Annotated in this window: 22 protein-coding genes and 1 pseudogene; 20 read left to right on the top strand and 3 right to left on the bottom strand. The window is 57.2% G+C overall.

From position 1 onward, the window contains the following. Positions 1 to 3: 3 nt before the first annotated feature. From ACR0D6_RS01540 to ACR0D6_RS01515, 6 genes and pseudogenes are all read left to right on the top strand, one after another. Entirely contained in the window at positions 4 to 759 is a 756-nt protein-coding gene (locus tag ACR0D6_RS01540) for an SDR family NAD(P)-dependent oxidoreductase (RefSeq protein WP_480764211.1), read from the top strand. 30 nt (positions 760 to 789) lie between these two features. Then, positions 790 to 1530, top strand: coding sequence for an SDR family oxidoreductase (locus ACR0D6_RS01535; RefSeq protein ID WP_480764721.1), 741 nt, complete (start codon positions 790 to 792; stop codon positions 1528 to 1530). Between the two features lie 19 nt (positions 1531 to 1549). Further along, positions 1550 to 2407 (top strand): fumarylacetoacetate hydrolase family protein, encoded by an 858-nt coding sequence (locus ACR0D6_RS01530; RefSeq protein WP_480764210.1) that lies wholly within the window; start codon positions 1550 to 1552, stop codon positions 2405 to 2407. Between the two features lie 51 nt (positions 2408 to 2458). Then, positions 2459 to 2638 (top strand): annotated as a pseudogene (locus ACR0D6_RS01525) (DDE-type integrase/transposase/recombinase); the annotation flags it as partial. Between the two features lie 212 nt (positions 2639 to 2850). Further along, positions 2851 to 3924 carry a hypothetical protein gene (locus ACR0D6_RS01520; RefSeq protein WP_480764209.1) on the top strand — a complete coding sequence of 358 codons (1074 nt, stop codon included), beginning with the start codon at positions 2851 to 2853 and terminating at the stop codon, positions 3922 to 3924. A gap of 31 nt (positions 3925 to 3955) precedes the next feature. Next, positions 3956 to 5005, top strand: a complete 1050-nt coding sequence (locus ACR0D6_RS01515) for a TAXI family TRAP transporter solute-binding subunit (RefSeq protein ID WP_480764208.1) — start codon at positions 3956 to 3958, stop codon at positions 5003 to 5005. Positions 5006 to 5024: 19 nt separating this feature from the next. Here ACR0D6_RS01515 and ACR0D6_RS01510 read toward each other — a convergent pair whose 3' ends face one another. The 3 genes from ACR0D6_RS01510 to ACR0D6_RS01500 all read right to left on the bottom strand — a co-directional run bounded on the left by ACR0D6_RS01510 (position 5025) and on the right by ACR0D6_RS01500 (position 8212). Next, on the bottom strand, positions 5025 to 6896 hold the full coding sequence (locus ACR0D6_RS01510; protein WP_480764207.1) for an ExeA family protein: 1872 nt from the start codon (positions 6894 to 6896) through the stop codon (positions 5025 to 5027). A 220-nt stretch (positions 6897 to 7116) separates the two neighbouring features. After that, entirely contained in the window at positions 7117 to 7410 is a 294-nt protein-coding gene (locus ACR0D6_RS01505) for a hypothetical protein (RefSeq protein ID WP_480764206.1), read from the bottom strand. Then, positions 7394 to 8212 (bottom strand): hypothetical protein, encoded by an 819-nt coding sequence (locus ACR0D6_RS01500; protein ID WP_480764205.1) that lies wholly within the window; start codon positions 8210 to 8212, stop codon positions 7394 to 7396. The genes ACR0D6_RS01505 and ACR0D6_RS01500 overlap by 17 nt, the downstream gene beginning before the upstream one ends. A gap of 354 nt (positions 8213 to 8566) precedes the next feature. Between ACR0D6_RS01500 and ACR0D6_RS01495 the strand changes: the two genes are divergently transcribed. The 14 genes from ACR0D6_RS01495 to ACR0D6_RS01430 are packed head-to-tail and all read left to right on the top strand — an operon-like array spanning position 8567 to position 19988. After that, positions 8567 to 10981 (top strand): AAA family ATPase, encoded by a 2415-nt coding sequence (locus ACR0D6_RS01495; RefSeq protein ID WP_480764204.1) that lies wholly within the window; start codon positions 8567 to 8569, stop codon positions 10979 to 10981. Next, a complete protein-coding gene (locus ACR0D6_RS01490; RefSeq protein ID WP_480764203.1) occupies positions 10978 to 11583 on the top strand; it encodes a Pvc16 family protein in 606 nt (201 codons plus the stop codon). The genes ACR0D6_RS01495 and ACR0D6_RS01490 overlap by 4 nt, the downstream gene beginning before the upstream one ends. After that, complete coding sequence (locus ACR0D6_RS01485) at positions 11580 to 12203, top strand: hypothetical protein (RefSeq protein WP_480764202.1); 624 nt, start codon at positions 11580 to 11582, stop codon at positions 12201 to 12203. Before ACR0D6_RS01490 ends, ACR0D6_RS01485 begins: the two co-directional genes overlap by 4 nt. A gap of 23 nt (positions 12204 to 12226) precedes the next feature. After that, positions 12227 to 13138 (top strand): hypothetical protein, encoded by a 912-nt coding sequence (locus ACR0D6_RS01480; RefSeq protein WP_480764201.1) that lies wholly within the window; start codon positions 12227 to 12229, stop codon positions 13136 to 13138. Positions 13139 to 13150: 12 nt separating this feature from the next. Next, a complete protein-coding gene (locus ACR0D6_RS01475; RefSeq protein WP_480764200.1) occupies positions 13151 to 14749 on the top strand; it encodes a phage tail sheath family protein in 1599 nt (532 codons plus the stop codon). A 22-nt stretch (positions 14750 to 14771) separates the two neighbouring features. Further along, the gene (locus ACR0D6_RS01470; RefSeq protein WP_170650596.1) at positions 14772 to 15212 is read left to right on the top strand and encodes a phage tail protein; all 441 of its coding nucleotides are present in this window, start codon (positions 14772 to 14774) and stop codon (positions 15210 to 15212) included. Positions 15213 to 15224: 12 nt separating this feature from the next. Beyond that, positions 15225 to 15590 carry a hypothetical protein gene (locus ACR0D6_RS01465; protein WP_480726838.1) on the top strand — a complete coding sequence of 122 codons (366 nt, stop codon included), beginning with the start codon at positions 15225 to 15227 and terminating at the stop codon, positions 15588 to 15590. Continuing rightward, on the top strand, positions 15587 to 15772 hold the full coding sequence (locus ACR0D6_RS01460) for a DUF6760 family protein (protein WP_480764720.1): 186 nt from the start codon (positions 15587 to 15589) through the stop codon (positions 15770 to 15772). The genes ACR0D6_RS01465 and ACR0D6_RS01460 overlap by 4 nt, the downstream gene beginning before the upstream one ends. Positions 15773 to 15787: 15 nt before the next feature. Beyond that, positions 15788 to 16204: a phage tail protein gene (locus ACR0D6_RS01455; protein ID WP_170650595.1), complete on the top strand. Its 417-nt coding sequence runs from the start codon at positions 15788 to 15790 to the stop codon at positions 16202 to 16204. Beyond that, positions 16201 to 17256, top strand: a complete 1056-nt coding sequence (locus ACR0D6_RS01450; RefSeq protein ID WP_480764199.1) for a hypothetical protein — start codon at positions 16201 to 16203, stop codon at positions 17254 to 17256. The genes ACR0D6_RS01455 and ACR0D6_RS01450 overlap by 4 nt, the downstream gene beginning before the upstream one ends. 3 nt (positions 17257 to 17259) lie before the next feature. After that, complete coding sequence (locus ACR0D6_RS01445) at positions 17260 to 17964, top strand: CIS tube protein (RefSeq protein ID WP_170650593.1); 705 nt, start codon at positions 17260 to 17262, stop codon at positions 17962 to 17964. Then, positions 17945 to 19054 (top strand): phage late control D family protein, encoded by a 1110-nt coding sequence (locus ACR0D6_RS01440; RefSeq protein WP_480764198.1) that lies wholly within the window; start codon positions 17945 to 17947, stop codon positions 19052 to 19054. Before ACR0D6_RS01445 ends, ACR0D6_RS01440 begins: the two co-directional genes overlap by 20 nt. After that, a complete protein-coding gene (locus tag ACR0D6_RS01435) occupies positions 19051 to 19692 on the top strand; it encodes a phage baseplate assembly protein V (RefSeq protein WP_480764197.1) in 642 nt (213 codons plus the stop codon). Before ACR0D6_RS01440 ends, ACR0D6_RS01435 begins: the two co-directional genes overlap by 4 nt. Then, complete coding sequence (locus ACR0D6_RS01430) at positions 19692 to 19988, top strand: PAAR domain-containing protein (RefSeq protein WP_170650590.1); 297 nt, start codon at positions 19692 to 19694, stop codon at positions 19986 to 19988. Before ACR0D6_RS01435 ends, ACR0D6_RS01430 begins: the two co-directional genes overlap by 1 nt. The last annotated feature ends 11 nt before the right edge of the window (positions 19989 to 19999 follow it).

The raw sequence follows: 19999 nt of genomic DNA, 5'->3' as shown, positions 1-19999 counted from the left end.
GAAATGACAGGGCAGAAATCAGGACAGATCGCCATCGTCACTGGGGGCGCGCAAGGTATCGGTTTTGCATGTGCGAGAAAGCTCGCCTCTCAAGGCGCTGCAGTTGCACTTTGGGACACAGATCTGGACCTTGCAATCACCTCGGCCAAGGCTCTTGAGGAGGAACATGGGATCAAGTCCCTGGCGGTTCGCGTGGACATCTCGCGATGGGAGAAGGTCTCTGAAGCACTGGCGACCACCGAAGAACAGCTGGGCCCCGTGGACATGGCGGTAAACAGCGCTGGAATTGCCGGGCCAAATGTCGAGATCGACTCTTACCCTCTGGAAGACTGGAAGCAGATTCAGGCCATCAATGTTGACGGGAGCTTTCACGTGCTTCGAGCACTTCTGCCAGGCATGAAGGCACGGAACTATGGGCGTATCGTTCTCATTGCGTCGGTCGCCGGTAAAGAAGGTAATCCCAACGCCTCAGCCTATTCGGCGTCAAAGGCGGCGGTCATGGCAATTACTAAGAGCGCCGGCAAGGAAAATGCTTTGCAAGACATCTCGATTAATTGCGTTACACCTGCTGCGGCACGCACGCGGATTTTCGATCAGATGAGCGAGGAGCACATCGACTACATGCTGTCAAAGATCCCTCGCAATCGCTTCCTGAAGGTAGAAGAAGCCGGAGACATGATCGCTTGGCTTTGTGATCGAGAAAACAGTTTTACCACCGGGGCTGTGTTCGATCTGTCGGGTGGTCGCGCCACCTATTGAGTGAATTTCCAGGAAACCAAGGGAGATTGGATTTTGGGCCGATTGGCAGGAAAAAAATGCCTCGTAACCGCCGCTGGGCAAGGGATTGGCCGCGCCTCGGCGCTGGCCATGCAAGCGGAGGGCGGTGATGTTATCGCCACTGATATCAATGCTGAAACACTGGTTGAGTTGGCAGATGCGGGTATCACGACGCGGCTTCTCGACGTATGCGACCCTCAGGCCATCACGACGGCTAGAGATGAAATCGGTCCTGTGAACGTGCTGTTCAACTGTGCCGGTTTCGTGGGACATGACACCGTCTTGGATTGCGACGATGATGCCTGGGCATTTTCCGTCGATCTGAACGTGACAGCCATGTTCCGAATGATGCGCGCCTTTTTGCCGGGAATGATCTATGGCGGCGGTGGCTCGATCATTAACATGTCGTCTGCGGTTTCCTCGATCATCGCGGCTCCCAACCGGTTTTCCTATGGGGCGACCAAGGCCGCTGTGATCGGCATGACAAAGTCAGTTGCTGCCGATTTCATTTCGCAAGGTATCCGCTGCAATGCGATCTGTCCGGGCACTGTGCAATCCCCTTCACTAGAAGGTCGTATGCGGGCCATGGGAGATTACGATACTGCGCGCACGGCCTTTATTGCGCGACAGCCGATGGGGCGTCTGGCCACTGCCGAAGAAATTGCTGAACTGGTTGTTTACCTGGCCTCAGACGGCTCAGGGTTTACCACTGGCACGACACATCTCATTGACGGTGGCTGGACGGCTACCTGATGCGAGCAAAGGAACAGGCATGAAACTCTTGCGTTATGGCCCGGAAGGGCAGGAGAAACCCGGTGCTTTGGACGGAGACGGCAACATCCGTGATCTCTCAGGTGTTATCGATGATGTCGCTGGCGAAGCACTTGACCCATCGTATTTGGCTGACCTTGGAAAACTGGATTTGACAACTTTGCCCGTTGTCGATGGTGACCCGCGTCTTGGCCCTTGCGTTGCTGGAACCGGCAAATTCATGTGCATTGGATTGAACTATTCGGACCATGCTGCGGAGTCGGGTATGGAAGTTCCTCCCGAGCCGGTTTTGTTCATGAAGGCTACCTCGGCCATTTGCGGGCCAAACGACCCAGTGATTATTCCGAGAGGGTCAACAAAGACAGATTGGGAGGTTGAGCTGGGCGTCGTGATTGGCAAGCGGGCGCAATACGTATCCGAAGCCGACGCGCTTGATTACGTAGCGGGGTACTGCGTCATCAACGATGTTTCGGAACGCGCGTTTCAACTGGAACGGGCTGGTCAATGGAGCAAAGGCAAGTCGGCAGACCACTTTGGCCCAATTGGTCCGTGGCTTGTGACAAAGGATGAGGCGGGCGATCCCCAGAACCTTGGGATGTGGCTCAAGGTCAATAGTGTTATGCGCCAGAACGGGTCAACAAGAACCATGGTCTATGGGGTCGCCCATTGCCTGTCACATCTGAGCCAGTTCATGACCTTGCATCCGGGCGACATAATCTCGACGGGCACTCCCCCTGGTGTAGGTATGGGTTTGAAACCCCAAGTGTACCTCAGGCACGGGGACCAAATTGAACTTGGGATTGATGGATTGGGCGTTCAGCGACAGGACGTCATCGACTACGACTGTGACGCCAGATGAAACCGGCGTGAGACAGACAGGTTAGGGGGTCTTGTCAGAAGAACTTGGGTTGAGGCGGGTAGGTGGCTCAACAACCGGGTTGAGAATTCGCACCTCCCGTTTCGACGACGAGAACGCGCGATGCAGCTTTTCAGGCGCATGCGAAGTTTGCAGATGTTCGCCGCCGTTCATTCCTCCGTCTACAACCACGTCAAGCAGGAGCGATCTATCACGAGTCGAGACATTTTCTAGCTGACACGGTCCGCCGCTCTCGCCAAGTGGCGCGCTTTTCGTGCCATAAAGGTCAGCCCTATTTGCTAAACCAAGACTGGTTCGACTTTGTCTGACAGCACCTTTGAAAGGTCTGCAAAATAACATTTCTTTTGATTTTCGCCGGAATGTGGTAAAATTTCTCACTATTTCCTAGGTTTGGCGTAATGTTGCTGATTTTACGAGTTACGGTTTTGACAGCATTATTGTGCGTAACGTGCTTTGCGCGGGACGCGCAGGCCCAGACGTCCGAGCCTGCGGACAACCCATCAATAGACGAAAATGCGGTTGAACTTCTGTCCCGAAAGGCGGCCTCTTTCCGGAGGGTCATCGCCACGCTTGAGGCTGATGTCCAGGAGGCCGAAAAGCGCCTGCAGGACACCTATACGCAACTTCAGAAAGTTCAGGGTGAGCACAGCCAGCTTTTGAAAGAGCTCGAAAACCTTCGTCGAGATGAAGCGGATGTTATTTCCAAGACCGAAGAATCTCGTGCGGAACTTAATGATCTGTTGGCAGAAATAGACAAGTCCCGGTCAGAACTAACCGCATCAAATGAGGCTGCCGAGGCGAAGCAGGCCGATCTGAACAGTGCCCGTGATGCAGTTGTGGATCAGACCAAGGCCGCCACTGCGGAACTGGCCGATCTGACCGCTGCCCGTGAGTTGGTACTGGAGCAGACAAAGGCCGCCAAGGCGGAACGGGATACATTGCAGGCCGGGCTTGCGCAGTTGCAGAAAACACATGACGACTTGAACAACCAGATTGCCGAAAGCGATGAGGCGCGGCAGACAGCCGAGAAACTCATGCAAGGGGCACAAAAGGCACGAGATGAGGCGATTGCCGAACATGATGCGATAAAATCTGAAATACGTGCCGCACAGGCGGAACGGGATGCAATTGCCGCCAGTGCAGAAGTGCTGAGAACCCAATTGGAAGCGTTCCGAACCGAAAAGGACGAGACTCTGGCCGCTCTCGACCTGTTGAAGGCCGAGTTGGAGGAAGCGACAGCCCCAGTTGTTGCGGAGCCTGCGCCAGAGGATGCGGATCAGGGGACCGCAGATCGTCGTAAGATCGCGTTGCAACCCGCACGCATCACACGCGCTATCGCCGCTGCTCCGGGATTGGAACAGGCCACGCCGCAGGAGCGAAACGAATTACAGAGATTATTAGCGAACGGAGTTTGCACGCATGATGCACTGGAAGCCGTATTTATAACGATCAATCGACAAACGCTTGTATCTCTTATTCGCGATCTTGGCCGTTGCTGAGATGAACCGCATTATCGGGACGGGGAAACAGATGACCAGTATTAACAAGTACTTTTTTCAGGCGCTGATGGTGGTAGGGGCTTTGTGCCTGGGTGCAAATCGCGCAGCTGCACAGGAATTCGAAAAGAACATTCTGACCGGTGGTCCGACAGGCACGTATATCCAGTTCGGTCGCGACATTTCGAATTTGATGGCAGGTTGCGGCCAGACCCTGATCGTCAACGAAAGCGCGGGTTCGCTTGAGAATTTTCTGGGCGTACGCAAACGCAGGGCTACGCAATTCGGAATTGTACAAAGCGATGTTCTTGAATACCTCAAGACCTATTCCGCCAATGATCCCAACATCGCACGGGCCGTCGCCGGCGTTCGCATCGCGTTTCCTCTGTACAATGAAGAGGTTCACATCCTCGCCTCCAAAGACATAAAATCCGCGGATGAATTGAACGGCAAGCGGGTGGCTGTGGGTGTGGCTGACAGCGGTACTTTTCTGACGGCTTCGCTGTTGTTGGATCTGATCGGTGTCAGGCCTGCAGAAACTCTGACGATTGGACCTGACGATTCCATGGCGCGGCTGAAAAGCGGAGACATCGACGCCTTCTTCTACGTTGCCGGAGCGCCGACACGGCTGTTTGCTGAAGCTGATGTGGATCCGGCTGCATTTCATCTGCTGCCGATCGTGGACCCGGTTCTGCAGGCAGTTTACACTCCGGCCCAAATTCCGGAGGGCACGTATTCATTCGTTTCGGAACCGATCGATGTTGTCGCTGTGAAAGCAGTCTTGATGACCTATGAATACGAACCCCGCCGAAATGCGTATCACAGGCTCAGCTGTGACGCGGTTGCGGATGTCTCAAATCTGATCCTGACACAATTTTCGGCGTTGCAGCAGAACGGTCATCCCAAGTGGAAACAAGTTGATCTGAACGATATCCCGCCCGGATGGGAAATCGGCGGCTGTGTAAATCAGGGGCTGGCTGCGGATTATGTTCTGAACTGTGTTCCAGTGTCCGTACAGGTAGACACCGATAGCCCGGCAAACGCTGTTTATCGTGACAGAATTTGTGCGACGATCGGCTGCTGACAGTTGCTACGCTGCCGCTTTAGCGCTGGGTGCCAACTTCGATGATCTGCCAGTCGCTTGGTGCGGCACCTAAACTTGTGACTCTCCAGACCGCTGCGGAATCTGGGGGGCGCAACCGGGCGGCAGTCAGTGAGGTATCAAACCGCCCCAGAATCTGACCCGTATCGCTTGCGATTTCGACCATAAATTCAGGTCCTTCTCCTTCCCAGATCAGTTCAATTTCTTCTGAATTCATATGTGAAAATAATGGATTGGGTGCAGTTTCCGGCTGGGGCGTACTTGTGCCATCCAATATTCCTTCACCGTCGGCCAGACTGTGCCAACGCGCCGCTACCGACGGTGCATAGACGACCCCATCACCGGTTTCGAACATCTGTGCAAGATACCTCGCTGCGCGTTCATGCCCCCGTAACGCAGCCCGAGTGTACAAAACTGCCATGTCTCGGGTATCCACGCTGTTCAGCGCATCCTGAAAATAATCTTCAGCCTCGGGCGCAGGGTTAGCGGCAACCGGTTTGACCAGATCGGACAGATCCTTTGCTTCGCTATTGGTGGTTGGCTGAGGCTCAGCAGTGGAGGTGTCCGGCTCTGAACTCGTGCCTACGGTCAGTTTGGCCGCATCCGGCGGTGTCTTGGGTAAGGGTTCGGTCCGGGCATTGGATGGAGTCGCAGGCGTGGTGCCTTCGGCGGGTAGGGGTGCGGTCTCTGACAGGCCTTGTACCGGCTGTGTGTCAGGCTCCGGGTTGGGTTCAAGGGCTTCTGCTGCAAGTTCCCCGACTGGCTGCGCTTCAGTCACAGCAACTACGTCCTGATCCGGCGCAAGTTCCGGGACGGTCGCGACATTCTCTGGCGTGGGTCTGATTGGAAGGTCGCTGGTCAGCAGAGTCTGCACCCATGGGTTCAAGAAAACGATCACGGCAGTCAGACAACCAAAAAATCCCGCCACGACCAGCCTTCCGCGCGCAGCACGCGCCGGAACGACCGGGTCATTCAGGGCCAGTGGTGACGCCTCAACGGGATGGGCGCGAGCCTGCCTCAGAACCCTCGGCACCTCCACCTTTTCCTTGAAAGGCGACACCGGCGCGCTGACTACCTCGCCGGGTTCCGGCAAAATCACCCTTTCAACGGTTCCCAGCCGGAGCGCCAGGGTTATCGGGTCAATACATTGGTGGAAAAGCCGCTGAGCGGCAGGATGGTCAATAACCCTCAGGTCTTCCTGCGCGGCAAGAAACAGCAGCGCTTCGCATAGCTTGTTGATCAGGCGTGGAATTCCGCCCGCTTTCTTGTGGACATATTGCGCCGCATCCGCTGTGAACAGATCGGTTTTTGCACCTGCCCGGGTCAGGCGAGTGCGGATGTACGCCTCGATTTCACCAACGGGCAAATCCCGCAACTGGACTGTTTCGCCGATCTGTTTCCGTAGCGTCTGGTAGCCCAGTTGCCTCAGAAGGCCGCCAAGCTCGGCCTGACCGGCAAGCAGAATGGGCACCGGACCGGAATTGCTACTGTCTGAAATAGTGCCAAGTACCTCGGAACCTTCGGAGGACAGGTTTTGCGCCTCGTCCGCGATGATGAGCGGGGTCTTCCCCGCCATTCTGATTTCGTCCAGACCCCGTGCAATTTCGATCTCGGCGGGTACACTGGTCGCAGATTTACCTATGGCAACCATCAGCCGCTGCCGGATGTCGGCGGCATTGCCAAGCATATTGGTCATCAGCAGAATCTGGTGGTTTCGAAGGATATCAGGATCGTTGCCCAACGCGTTTGTCAAAAGCGTCTTGCCTGCGCCGGTTTTCCCGATCAGCACCGTAACGGGCGCATTCCGGAGTAGCTCGACCTTTATCGTGTCAAAGGCACGCTTGTAATTTTCCGACCAGTACGTGAAGTCCAAGTCTGGTGTGATCGCAAACGGCCTGTGCGCAAGATCGAAACAATCGAGATACATAACAACCCTGGATAACTATTTACATAACGCAAAACCTATACTTGGTCGAGCCCACGCGCCCGGTTCGCCGTGTGTTTCAGTCGCCCAGAGGATTGCTGTTGATCCCCGGAAACATGAATTTGCCAGACGGCGCGAAACCATAGGGTTCGTTGGCATCGATGCCAGATCATTCTGGCAGCATCCCCGCGTGTAACCTAGCCAAATCGAAGCGAAATGTCAGTTTTTCTATGGTCGGATCGGATTTCTCATGACCATATGGCGCCACGCCGTTCTTCCAATGAAATTGCGCGATCATTCCAAATGGAACGCTCAATGAGCCGACGGGCTCGGTTCGGTCACCTGACCGCCATCTGAAATCCAACGTTTCACGGTCCGGCCATGAAAAAATGGCTAATTTCCCAAGCAGATCAGACGCTTCGGGGACGGCGTTAACGTTGATGCATTCATCTGGAGACAGCATCCAGTTGCGGAGAGGCCTGGATCATCTCGTCCAGAATGGAACCAGCCTCATACCCCAAAAGATCGACTTCCATTCGCCCCGGGTCTCCGAATGCCCATGCGCCGACGTTCCGTTGCATCCTCACATAGCCGACATGCTTTGCCAAAGCGTCTTTTCCACGTGCGTTTTCCGCAAACATCACCTGACCGGCCGCTACCTTATTCGGCATCACACGCTGCAGGTACAAAAGTACAACGTTGACGTTTTCCACACTGGAGCCCCCGTGGTGTACCACGTACATCGCAGCCCAATCATCATCACTCATCGCGGCACGCGCGTCGGATACAGCGGCGTGGAGAGCGATCAATTCAGCGCGCGCAGCTTCTCGCATGTTTTTTGCCCATATCGGGCGGATGTCGTTGATAACCTTGAAGACGGCTTCGCGGGTAAGTTCACTCCGGCTAACTGCATTTTTTGTGAAAGTGCGCGCCTTCTCAAGCATCTCCTGCTGGCTGACCAATGAAGCTTCCGGTAGGCCGAGATCACCGATTGCAGCTAGAAGCGTATCGATTTCCGTCGAAATATTTGAAAATTCGCGTTTCCAGCGTTCTTCGTCGGCAGTACCTTCCGGCCATGGCGTAACAGCGCCGATGATGCCCAAAAGGACATGCGTTACCGATTTGAGGTGCTGATAGCGCGGAGCATCCCTTGGATAGCTTGCCTCGCCATCTTTCGAGATTACGGTAACGTCGCGCGCAATCACCATGATGGGCCGCGTATCAGCAGTCAGTTCATCCTGACCGCGATGAAATATCGAAAGCATTGCGCTATTAAATGTTTCCAAAGCCTTCTCGGCATCACTTTGGTCGGCAGATGCGTTAGTCGAAGACAAAACTATGGCCACGCTCAAACCGGTGGCGGTGTTTACAAGTCGTCGTATCAATGAATTCTGCATGTCGCACATCCCCTGAATCAGGTTCGCCAAGTCATCATACATCGTTGGCGCGAATGGTGCGAACGCAGCGCCGTTCAGAAACAATGGCAAGGCCTGTGACAAACGACCTATACGCGCCCAAAAAACTTCCTCCCATTGGCATAGGTCGTTTCCGTGACCTTGGGGACTCACGCTGAATCCGCCCCGCGGCGATCCTGAAAGTACTGCGCTTCGGGGGAAACGATGCCACACATCCGTGTCCTGATAGGTCAATTCGAACGTCGGGTATTCGCCGAGGGACTTTCAAGCTTGTTGCGCGATGATCCGGATTTTGATGTCAGCCTGATGACCGACGACTCTCAGGCTGTAAACCTGATGGAAAGTGACGAAAACGTCGTTGTGATACTTGAGGCGCGCGACGGTGTTGAGCGTCCCGATCTGCAGCCTAAATCCGACAGTGTTGCAGTGATTTTCATGTCTTCGGAGGAGCCGGACATCCAGATCGCGCTTCGTCAGGTTGACCGGTCGCGTCTGCGGGCGGCAATACGTCTCTGCACCGATATTCCGCCGCCGCGCGTTCTTTCGCTTGGGCTGGATACGCCCAACCATGCACCCTGTTCGTTGCCGCATTTCCGGAGTTCAGAAACCTCGGTACTGGCACCGGTCGTTGCATGGCTCGACGCCATTTTTGCAAGTGCATTGGCAGAACTGGCCGAGGCGCGTGGTTCGGAAATGTCAACGGCCTGGATCGGCGACGTAACCCATCTTGCCCAAACCTTTTCCGCCGACGCGCCCATGACCCGGGACGAGGTGGCCAGGCGGTTCGACGCGTTGCAATCCGCCAAAACCTGGCAATCCAGCCCGCTGGGCGTCGTGGCGCAGGATCCGCAGGAAATTCGTCTTTTGTGCCTGGTTGCCGCGCCTGATCTTGATTACCGATATGCGCAAGCGGTGGGTGTTCTTCAAAACGATTACGCCTCGCCCCGTCCCAACGCCACAACATTGGCGCGGCTGCTTGGGCCCGACTATATCGGCGCCGATGTGGCCGCTTTGATGGCAGGTTGCCGCCTTTTCGCGCGCCTGCGCGCGATCCGTCATGATGATGGGGACGCGCCCCAGCCAGGTTACCGGGCTTCGAATGTTCTGTTGACGCAGCTAATCGGCGCGCGGCGACGGCAGGGAACGGGCTGGCGTCTACAGGACGAGCGGCTGCCACCGCAGCAGGAACTGGCCGATGCCATCGCCAGTATGCTCGGCGTGGCGAACCAACCTACGATCCTGGCTGTTGGCGATGGCCCGGCAACGGCAGACGAAATCGCGGTAGCTGTTCGTGCAGCGGGACTTGCTGTTTTACGCATTGATTGCAAGGCACTGGCTGGTGACGGCTTTGGCGATCGGATCGCCGATTGCGGCCTGACTGCATGCCTGAACAACGCCGTGGTTGTGTTCGAAAACTTTGAGGCTCTCGCGGAAAATCAGCGCGCAGCCTTTTTCGAGTCCGATATCTCCGATCTGCTGCCGGGGGTGATCGTTGTTGGATCGCACGCAGCCCCGGTTGGCGGAGACGCGGTCGCCTTGCGAGTGCGCCGTGCCGGAATTGGCGTCACAGTACGCCGTTGGCAATCTGCCGCAACAGATCACGGTCTGTCATTGACCTCGGATCAGGCGAGCAGGCTGGGTGGAACGCTACGCTTGCCGATAGCTGACATTGATGCTGTCACACGCATGGCCGCCGGTCGTCGCCGACTTGGTTCCGACGCCACTGACGAAGAGCTCATCCTGAATGCCGCGCGCGCAGTTGCGGCGCGACACGCACCCGAGACCGTTCGCCGTCCGCCTGCAATTTTTGGCTGGAACGATATTGTTTTGTCCGAGACGGTTCGGCAGCAGGTGGCCAGCATCCCCGATCATGTGCGCCACTCAGCTCAGGTGTTGGATGATTGGGGATTTGCCTCGCGTTTGCCATATGGGCGAGGGGTCGGTGCGTTGTTCTCGGGCCCGTCCGGGACAGGCAAGACCATGTGCGCACAGGTTATTGCCCGGGCGCTTGGTGTCGAACTCATGCAGGTCGAACTGTCCCGCTGTGTATCAAAATACATTGGTGAGACTGAAAAGAACATCGACGCTTGCTTTGCGGCGGCCGAGGCCGCCTCGGCCGTGCTGCTGTTCGATGAGGCCGACGCGCTGTTTGGCAAACGAACCGAGATCAAGGATGCGCACGACCGCCATGCGAATGTCGAGGTCGCATACCTGCTGCAGCGGATCGAAGCCTACGAAGGTTTGGTGATCCTGACCACGAACCTCAAGAACAACATCGACACGGCGTTCCTGCGCAGACTGCGGTTCTGCATCGATTTCACCATGCCTGCCGAAGCAGAGCGTGAGCGCATCTGGCAAGTCGCAATTCCCGACACTGCGAAATGCGCAGAAGATGTGGACACGGCCTTTCTTGCCCGTCGTCTGCCTTTGTCCGGCGGTTCTATTCAGTCCATCGCGGTCAATGCCGCATTCCATGCCGCAGCAGCCGGTTGTGAAGAAATCCACATGCGCCACGTTATGACGGCCACACGCGCCGAACTGATCAAGAACGGCATGTTCAGTACCGAGAAATCGATTGCCTGGAACGATTGTGCCACTGAACGGGAGGCGCATGCATGAGCACCAATGCGATCAGTCAGACCACGCGTGCGTTTCAGAAGCTGGTGCATCAGTCGCTGACAGTTCCGGGCGCACCAGATGACCTGATCTTTATCGGGCCGCCTGCAAAGGGACAGGTTGGTGATCGCATCGTATCGCTGTTCCCGTTTCATCTGGTTCCCAATCCCGAGATGCGCAATTCCGAGCGTTACAGCAGGAATGACGACCCGGACCCGCGACCGCGCAATGCGCTGCCGATGGATATCCGTTATCTCATCAGCGTTTTTCGTCCCGAAGGTGCGACCGAACCAAGTGAGTTGGAGCGTCTGGGCGAAATTATCGCCGGAATCCATGCGAACCCGACACTTGGTGGGGCGCTTCTTCCGGATCAGGACGTAAGGCTGACGGCCGAGCCTTATCCAATGGAGGAACTTAGCCGCATTTGGGGCCTGTTTGTCAGTTCCAGCTATGTGACCTCTGTCGTCTACCTCGCCTCGCCGGTGTTCATCGAAGCCGGTGATGTGATGCGCGGTGTGCCGATTGAAGAACGCATGCTTGGGTTCGGGCAATCCGCAGCGCCACACAACTACCGCACAAGCGCAGGGCTGGAGGGGTCGCCATGACCCACAACTTTGCCATCCATCCTTTTGATCAGGGCGTCTATCCGCTGGACGTGGTGGTGACGCCGGTTGATGATTTCACCGGCTTGCCAATCCTGCGCGGCGTGACTGCAACGATCCCGGCGCAGGCGGCAAAAGCGCAACGCGGGCTTTCTGGAAACCTGATCTTTGAGCGTTTGGTCGCAAAGCCGCAGTACATTGTCAAACTTGATCCTTCGCGCGCGGGTTACTTCGCGCCGCCGGATATCCCAGTGGATATTCCGCAGGATCGAGATGCCCGCATTGTCCGCCTGATCCGCAGACCTGACGCGATCCGAGATGGAGAAGCCATGTTGGTGAGGGGATCGGTGTCTCATGCAGGCGAACCGGTTCAGGGCCAGTTGGTCGAAGGCCGTATTGCCGACATCGCCGATCCCTTCCGCACTCAAACCGATGAACGTGGGAATTTTGCACTGCGCCTGCGCCCACCTTCGCCGGACCTGAACGCCGACCCGCGCCCGGTGCCGTTGACAGCCGACGTGGTTCTGCGTCTGCCCGGTGTGGCTGGGGTGCCGGCCATACTGCTTGATGAAGTGAAAGACCTGCAGACATGGGCACCGCCCGTGAACGTGGTGATCCCGTGAACCCAGATCCCCAGGAGGATGCCATGAGTGACAATGACAAGACCAAGACAGACGCGGCAACCGAAACCGAAGCTGCAACTCCGGCCGAGGAAACGAGTGGTGAAACCACCGAGAGTAACACTGGGTCAGAGACAGGCACCGATGCGCCCCTTGGGTTGTCCGATATCCTCAAAGCGCTTTTGGAAAAGCGCCCCGAGGCGGCCGCAGCTCAGGTGGAGGACGACATTGCCGACCTGACCAAGCTGATTGCCGAAGTTGATGCTGCCAAGGCTGGGTACACGGAAGAGGTCTATGAAAAGCTGAAGGCGGACGAAGAATATCTGAACTCCGAAACCGAGAAGCTGCGCAATTCCCTGAAGGCGGCACTGGGTCAGGATGCGCTGGATGAAATCGAAAAAATCGAAGAGGACGCTGTAAAAGCAGTCCGCAGCGCCAAGAACGTATTGGACGCAGCCAAGGTGATTGTCGACATCACGGAAGAGGCTGTCGAAGATGCCGAGAAAGAACTTGCCGCAGCCAAAACCAAACTGGACGTCTGGCGTAAACCTGCCCAAAGCGTGGGCGCGCGGCTGAAGCAGGCGCAGGGTTTGATGGCTACCATCAAGGAACTGCGCAACGGTCCAAATCGCGGTGAAGCCTATTGGCGGCTGGCGCTTGGCGAGTTCCCGGAGTTGGCGGATCAGGAATTTCTGCACAAGGTTTTGGAGTTCCCGCCACCCATCGTTTCGCCAGACGAACTGGAGCCCGTAATCGTCGCGGCCTGGAAGAACTTCAAAACAAAGCGCACTGCCGCCGTCCGCGCGGGTGTGGAGCTTGAGAATGCAAAGGCGGCACTGAAGTCGGCCGAGGCCGATCACGCTGCACTGTCCAAGAATCTCGTTAAGGCGATCGCCGACGCTCTGGCCGAGCGCGAGGCCGCCCCCAACGCGGCATAAAGGAGATCTGAAATGCCCGAATATCTTGCCCCCGGGGTTTTTGTAGAGGAAATCGAACGTGGTCCCAAGCCTATCGAAGGTGTCGCGACCTCGACCGCAGCCTTTATCGGTGAAACCGAACGTGGGCCAACCCGCCCGCGGCTTGTTACCGGTTATGGTGAATACCTGAGACTTTTCGGAGACGTATTTGCCCCCGACAAATATTTGCCCTTTGGCATCAAGGCGTTCTTCGACAATGGCGGCCGTCGGGTCTACATCGCCCGTATTTGCGGCCCGAACGCCGTGCGCGCGGAATTCGACAGCGACGGCTACACAGTACAAGCAAGCGGCCCAGGCGGCTTTGGAAACCGCATTTTTGTGCGTATCACCCGCTCGACCACGCAGAAGCTGAATGACGCGGGCGACGCGCTGGAGCCGGTAGGCTTCCGGTTGCAGGTCGCCTATTGGACCCGTGGCGATCCGGCAGATCTGTTTGATCCGTTTGAGCCGGGTGGTGACGAACGCCTGCCGCCGCCTGCTGCAGTCGAAGAATATGACGATCTGTCGCTTGATCCGGATAGTCCGGCTTACTGGAAGAAGATGATTTCGGATACCACCTCGGCGCTCATCACGCTGGAAGTGGACGATGACAACGCCACGCAGCCGGGTGATGGGGACGTCATATCAGGCTTCATGGTAAACGGCGAGGACGGCGATCCGGTGACATCGGTTCAGTTCGACGGGGACAAGGACGATGCTGGCAATGTCTTTGACGATCCGCTGGAATTTCGCGGCCTCGCCGCGCTGAACCTGGACGCCTACCGGGACGTGGCCATCATCCATGCCCCCGGCATCGGCAATACCGACGATGCAAGTGCGGCGATTCAGCAAGCCATCGTAACCCATTGCGAACGAAATCGTTTCCGCTTTGCGGTGTTGGATTCCGCAGCAAATCTGAACGCTGTTTCAGATGACCGGCTAAACCCACGTAACCGGATCGATACGCAATACGGCGCCTTTTACTACCCTTGGTATTTTACGCCACATCCGAAAACCGGTGTGAAAACCAAAATCCCGCCCGGCGCGGCAGCTTGCGGCATGTACGCGCTGACTGATAACACGCGCGGAGTTTGGAAAGCCCCCGCCAACGTGCCTGTCGCTGGTGCGATCGACCTGGAGTATGACATCAATACCGGTCGGCAGGAGGTGCTGAACCCGCGGGGTGTGAACTGTATTCGCCGTTTCCCCGGTCGGGGTATCCGGATGTGGGGTGCACGTACGCTATCGTCCGACCCGCTCTGGCGTTACGTCTCGGTCCGGCGGCTTTTCATCTTTCTTGAAGCGTCGATCTACAACTCGACCCAGTGGGTGGTGTTCGAGCCGAACGACCAGCAACTCTGGGCTCGCGTCAAGCAGACCATCACGCTGTTCCTTCGGGCTCAGTGGCGCGAGGGCGCGCTGTTCGGCGCCAAGGAAGAAGAGGCGTTTTCGGTCGCGGTCGGGTTCGACACGATGAGCCAGTCGCAAATCGACAACGGGCAGCTCATCGTCGAGATCGGCATCGCGCCGGTACGGCCCGCGGAGTTTGTTATCTTCCGCGTTTTCCAGAAAACCATCGAAGCCAAAAGCTGACGCTTTGTCAGGAGGTTAAGACATGGCACGTAAAGACCCGCTCAGAAATTTCCGCTATCGGTTGGAGATCGAGGGCATCGACCAGGCCGGGTTTTCCGAGGTCGCTGTCGGCGACGCTTCGAACGAACCCATCGAATACCGCGAAGGCACGGACATCACGACGGTTCGCAAGCTCAACGGTTTGAACAAATACGCCAACATCACGCTCAAGTGGGGCATCACCGACAGTACGGAACTTACCGACTGGCATCAGTTGGTCGTCGATGATGCGACGCCTCTGGACGATGCGCGGCGCAATGTCGTGATCCGTGTCCAGAACGAGGCGGGCGAAGATGTCGTAGCTGTCGAGGTCGTGAACTGCTGGCCGACCAAGCTGGACTTTTTCGACCTCAACGCAACTGGAAACGAGGTTGCGATCGACACGCTGGAGCTGACCAACGAAGGCATCCGCCGCATTCAATAGGAGGGCAACTAAATGGCGTTTCAGACCGAAATCGAGTTTTCACTGCCCAAAGGTTATCTTGACGGCGACGGAAATCTGCACCGTGACGGCACCATGCGGCTGGCCACGGCAGCGGATGAGATCCTTCCCCTGAAAGACCCACGGGTGAAGCAGAACCCTGCCTATCTGGCAATCATCGTTCTGTCGCGTGTCGTGACCCGGCTTGGGTCTGTACCCGACATCAACACTAAGGTCGTCGAAGGGTTCTTTGCGTCTGATCTGAATTACCTTCAGGCGCTTTACGAGACCTTCAATGACGACGGCGAAGCCGATCTGCCGGACCATGGCCAGCAAGCGGTCGGACGGCCGGAAGGGTTCGGTCTGGTGGGGGAGGTCTGAGGCTTTATCCCCTCGGTGAGCTCTACGAGGAGATGGCCTTTATCGCGTTCCACTTTCACTGGTCGAGTGCAGAGCTTCTAGACCTCGACCACGCCGAAAGGCGGCGCTGGTGTTCCGAGATTTCAAACATCAACCGCCGCCTCGATGGCCCGCAGAACCAAAATCTGCTGGCTGCGCTTTAGACAGGAGTTACCGCAATGGCTGACCCGCATCGCAGTTTCCGCTTCCGGATTGAGGCTCAGGGCCTTGATCGTGGCGGTGTGCAGACCGTGGGCGGGCTGGAACGGACGACCGAGTTGGAACCCTATCGGGAAGGCGGCGTGAACGATCACGAAATTCAACTGGCTATCAAGACGACGCAGACGGCTCTGACCCTGAAAAGAGGGCTTCTGGATACCTGGTTCTGGGATTGGCACGAGGACGTCGTGCGCGGCGAGATCGAACGGCGCACGGTGTCGGTGATCCTGCTGGATGAGGCGGGTGAAGAAGCGTGGCGTTGGGTGTGTGCGGATGCCTTCCCGACAAAATGGACCGGTCCGGAACTTGACGCTGTTGGCAGTGCCGTCGCGGTGGAGACCGTAGAACTGGCCCATCACGGACTAACCCGTCAATGAGACGTGCACCTCGGATATCACCTCGGCGGCCTCTGGTCGTTCCACCTGATTTCGGGGTGTTGGTGACGGGTTGGCCGATGCATCGGCAAGGTCTTGCCGGGCAGCGTTCCGGTGAACACATCCATGAGGTTGATCGCCATTTCCGGGTCGAAAAACCGACGCAGCCTGCGAAACATTCCGAAGCGCCGATAAATCTGTCGGTCGCGAATTTCCATCTGTCGCCTCGGTTCTCGGTTATCTGGAACGAATGGAACGCCGCGGCAGAGCGACTGCGACAGCCCTTGAAGTCGGACATTGCAACAAGCCGCACGGAAACCTGGGACAAGCACAACATCCGGGACCGCGTCAGGGCGTCCTATTTCCATACGCAAGCGTTGCTGGAACGACGCGTTCACCGCGCCTTGCCCGGGCCACTGTCCTTTTCACGATCTGCTGAGGTTTCGAAACCCCGCCATGGTCGATTGACGGCAGCTCTGTCAAAGCTCCGCTTCCGCGCGGTGATGCAAGATGAAGACGCGGGACCGTCCCGAACCAGAAAAGCGGCACGTGTCCATGGCGACGCAGTCGAGCAACGGACAGGCCGCTACGGTACCACTGAACACCGTGCGTTGCGCCACATTATCAGCACAGTCACGCGCCGCAATCTTGGCGTCGAGCCGGTCGAGATCGGTGAGGCGCAGATTACTGAGCGCAATCGAAAAGACTGGCGCAGTCGACCTTCGACCGGGGAAACGGTCGCGCCAAGAACCCGGTCGCTTCAGCAAACAGACGCGCCAATCAGTGTTTCTGCACCTGCCCAACGGTTCTTTGCCAAGCAACCTTCCGCTGCGATGGCCGACGAACCGCCAACAACGCGCATGTCGCGAAGTGCTGTCGAACGAACGTTCCGGTCACCGGATCGGCAAACACAACCCGAACGTCAGCCCGAAGTTCCAAGGCGCGTCCACAAACCTCAGGAACCGAAAATCGACATTGCCCGATTGGACGCCCAGCTTTGGCAACGTTTCCAGAAACGCCTTCGCATCGAACGCGAACGGCGGGGAAGGGGGTGAGTCATGGCAACTCAACTCGTTAAGGCCACGATCAAAATTCTCGAAGGCCGCAACAAGGATCAGGAACTTTCCGTTCACTTCAACCCCACCGAATACGCGGTGGAATATGGTGCAAGCTATCAGGAAACCCCGGTTCCCGGCTTGTCGAACCCGATCCTGCAATTCGTCAACGGCAACTCGGAACTGCTGTCGATGGACCTTTTGTTCGACACCTACACCGATGGTGGCGGTCGTGATGTATCGGAAGACACCCGCCGTTTTACCGATCTTCTGTCTATCGATGCCGACACACATGCGCCGCCGAGGGTGGAATTCAAATGGGGCGTATTCGCATTCCGGGCCATCGTGGAAAAGATCAGCCAGCGGTTCACGATGTTTCAGGGCGACGGAACACCGGTTCGCGCGACGCTGTCGGTCAGCTTCAAGCAATATCGAACCATCTCGGAACAGCTTGAAAATCCGCGCCGGAACTCTGCCGACAAAACTAAACGCCGGGTGCTGGGCAAGGTGGAAGGTTTCCGACCGACTGCTGCCACGCTGTGGCAACTCGCGGCCGAGGAATATGGCGAGGCCCGGTTCTGGCGGCAAATCGCGGCAGAGAACGGCGTAGAGGATTTGCGGGCATTGCGACCCGGAGACGTGATGCGCGTCCCACCGCTGGAAGGTTTCGCAACAAGGGAGAGTCTCAGTGGACGTCGAAACGCTTGAACAAAAGCATTCTGACTACTTCGCACCGGCCTTTGTGATCACTGTTGGCGGCAATGATCTGGTGCGGGATCTGTTCCTGACGGTTGCTTCGATAAACGTTGATCTGAAGGAAAAGACTGCTGGCCGGTTTTCGATCACGGTCACCAATGCATTCAACTGGGAACATCGCGAATTCGTCGCGGGCGAAACCGAAGAGCGTGTTGATCTCCTTGCACTTTTCGCCTTTGGAGCCGAGGTCGAAGTGAAGCTTGGATATGGCGAACCGGTACGGCTGGAAACTGTGATTGTCGGAACCGTCACCGAATTGAAGACCACCTTTGGGGCCGGTGGCACGCCCTCGTTGGAAATCGCGGGTTACGACAAGCTATACCCTCTCACTATCGGTAAACAGACCCGGAATTGGGAAGACGTTCCCGATAGTGATGCCGTGGCCGACATTGCGTCTTTGCAAGGGCTGGACACTGAAATCGTCGCTACGACACCTTCCAAGCCCCGGATTGACCAAAACGAGGAAACCGACATGGCTTTCCTCGAAAAACTGGCCGAGCGCAATTCGGCCACCTTCTACATTACGGATCGCAAGCTTTACTTCGGCCCGCGTCGGCGCGACCACGCGGCCGAGATCAGCCTGCCGTGGGGCGGGGGCCTTACGACCTTTTCACCCGAAGCCAATCTGGCCAAGCAGATTGCAGCCGTCGAAGTTGTCGGCACATCCGCCACCACCGGGGAACAGATTGTTGGCCGCGCCGAGCGCGGACAGGAAGAAGGCCGCGATCCGGGTGATGAAAGCGGCCCCGAACGCCTTGCCGGGGCTTTGGCCGCTCAGCCGGTCCTGCGCGTCCGGTCGGGTGTGCACGCACAGGAAGAGGCTGACGCCCGCGCGCTTGCGATATTGCAGGAGCGTGCGCAGGACTTTGTGACCGGCAGCGCCGAGTGCATCGGGCTGCCGGAACTGCGCCCCGACATGAACGTCGCGTTCGACGGGTTGGGGCGGGGGTTTTCAAAAACCTACTGGATCAGTGGCGTTGTTCACGACATTTCGGGCGGCGGCTTCACCACGACCCTCAGCGTACAGGAGCCATCCCTATGAACGATATGTACAACATAATGGCCGGTGGCGGCAGCGAGGAAGATCGTGGCAGCGGCTATCCCAAGGGCCTCGCCTTTGGGACAGTTCAGGGAGATCATGACCCCAGTGGGCTTGGTCGTATCCGTGTCAGGCTTGAACTGCACCAGGATGGCGAGACAAGCTTTTGGGCACGTCTCGCGGTGCCGATGGTCGGCAATGAAACGGGAACATGGTTCCGGCCGCATGAAGGTGATGAGGTGCTTGTCGGGTTCATCGGAGAAGATGCCTCGCACCCCGTCATTCTGGGCGGAGTTTGGAACAGCAACGCCCCCCCGCCGGAATTCCAGTCGGATGAGAGCAACGAGGTTCGGGTCATCCGAACGCCGGACCGGCATGAATTGCGGTTCAATGATGGCTCCGACGCCGAAATCGAACTTCAGATGAGCGATGGCAGTCGCCTGTTCCTGAAGGACGGTGAAGCGACGCTTGAAGACCGCCAGGGGACCAAAGTGTCGATGAAGGACGGCACGCTGACTTTGCAAGCACAGACCAAAATCGAACTGTCGGCCCCGACGATTGAAATCAAGGCGCAGACACAGCTGAAGCTGAGCGGTGGCGGAAGCTGCAAGATCGAAGCCGGACTGGTGGAGATAAACTGATGGGACAACCTGCCGCCCGCCTCGGAGATCAGACCAGCCACGGTACACCGCTTGCACCGGGAATAGGTGCGACGACCGTCCTGATCGGAAAACAACCCGCTTGGCGCGTAGGGGTCGATACCCATGTCTGCCCACTGGTCACCGGCGTAGTTCCGCATGTTGGTGGAACGGTCGCCATCGGTTCCCTGACCGTGAAAATTCAAGGTTCCTTTGCTGCCCGCCTGGGGGATCAGGTTGTCGAGGCTGGCCCGCCGAACACCATCGTCAAAGGTGCCTCTAACGTATTGATTGGATAGAAATATGCCGC

The sequence above is a fragment of the Ruegeria sp. BJ6 genome (assembly GCF_056537885.1).
Note: the sequence above shows the minus strand (reverse complement) of the source record. Positions and strands in the feature narration are given on the sequence as shown.

Bases quoted from the DNA above. Each gene is read 5' to 3' on its own strand.
- ACR0D6_RS01540 (WP_480764211.1), top strand. From the start codon at position 4: ATGACAGGGCAGAAATCAGGACAGATCGCCATCGTCACTGGGGGCGCG.
- ACR0D6_RS01530 (WP_480764210.1), top strand. From the start codon at position 1,550: ATGAAACTCTTGCGTTATGGCCCGGAAGGGCAGGAGAAACCCGGTGCT.
- ACR0D6_RS01515 (WP_480764208.1), top strand. From the start codon at position 3,956: ATGACCAGTATTAACAAGTACTTTTTTCAGGCGCTGATGGTGGTAGGG.
- ACR0D6_RS01505 (WP_480764206.1), bottom strand. From the start codon at position 7,410: ATGCTGTCTCCAGATGAATGCATCAACGTTAACGCCGTCCCCGAAGCG.
- ACR0D6_RS01500 (WP_480764205.1), bottom strand. From the start codon at position 8,212: ATGCTTTCGATATTTCATCGCGGTCAGGATGAACTGACTGCTGATACG.
- ACR0D6_RS01495 (WP_480764204.1), top strand. From the start codon at position 8,567: ATGCCACACATCCGTGTCCTGATAGGTCAATTCGAACGTCGGGTATTC.
- ACR0D6_RS01490 (WP_480764203.1), top strand. From the start codon at position 10,978: ATGAGCACCAATGCGATCAGTCAGACCACGCGTGCGTTTCAGAAGCTG.
- ACR0D6_RS01485 (WP_480764202.1), top strand. From the start codon at position 11,580: ATGACCCACAACTTTGCCATCCATCCTTTTGATCAGGGCGTCTATCCG.
- ACR0D6_RS01480 (WP_480764201.1), top strand. From the start codon at position 12,227: ATGAGTGACAATGACAAGACCAAGACAGACGCGGCAACCGAAACCGAA.
- ACR0D6_RS01475 (WP_480764200.1), top strand. From the start codon at position 13,151: ATGCCCGAATATCTTGCCCCCGGGGTTTTTGTAGAGGAAATCGAACGT.
- ACR0D6_RS01470 (WP_170650596.1), top strand. From the start codon at position 14,772: ATGGCACGTAAAGACCCGCTCAGAAATTTCCGCTATCGGTTGGAGATC.
- ACR0D6_RS01465 (WP_480726838.1), top strand. From the start codon at position 15,225: ATGGCGTTTCAGACCGAAATCGAGTTTTCACTGCCCAAAGGTTATCTT.
- ACR0D6_RS01455 (WP_170650595.1), top strand. From the start codon at position 15,788: ATGGCTGACCCGCATCGCAGTTTCCGCTTCCGGATTGAGGCTCAGGGC.
- ACR0D6_RS01450 (WP_480764199.1), top strand. From the start codon at position 16,201: ATGAGACGTGCACCTCGGATATCACCTCGGCGGCCTCTGGTCGTTCCA.
- ACR0D6_RS01445 (WP_170650593.1), top strand. From the start codon at position 17,260: ATGGCAACTCAACTCGTTAAGGCCACGATCAAAATTCTCGAAGGCCGC.
- ACR0D6_RS01435 (WP_480764197.1), top strand. From the start codon at position 19,051: ATGAACGATATGTACAACATAATGGCCGGTGGCGGCAGCGAGGAAGAT.
- ACR0D6_RS01430 (WP_170650590.1), top strand. From the start codon at position 19,692: ATGGGACAACCTGCCGCCCGCCTCGGAGATCAGACCAGCCACGGTACA.